Below are 250 nucleotides of genomic sequence, written 5' to 3' on the forward strand. Positions count from 1 at the left end.
CCATCGCGGTGGTGCCGATGAAGTGGTCCTTGCGCAACTTGTCGTTCTGCGTCGCCACGCCGGTGGCGCAGTTGTTCAGATGGCAGATGCGCAGGTACTTGCAGCCCAGGGCGATCATCGGCGCGGTGCCGAAGCCGAAGCTCTCGGCGCCGAGAATGGCCGCCTTGATCACGTCCAGGCCTGTCTTCAGGCCGCCATCGGTCTGCACCCGGACCTTGCCGCGCAGGTCGTTGCCGCGCAGGGTCTGGTG

The 250-nt window shown here is 66.4% G+C and carries 1 protein-coding gene; it reads right to left on the reverse strand.

What is annotated here, in order from left to right; all coding sequences use genetic code 11:
• Positions 1–250 (reverse strand): glutamate synthase-related protein (locus ACLJNW_RS27150; protein WP_410961655.1); only part of this gene is annotated, 250 nt, incomplete at both ends.

It is taken from the genome of Salmonella sp. SAL4457 (assembly GCF_046548235.1).
In the GTDB taxonomy this organism is placed as follows: domain Bacteria; phylum Pseudomonadota; class Gammaproteobacteria; order Enterobacterales; family Enterobacteriaceae; genus Salmonella; species Salmonella enterica.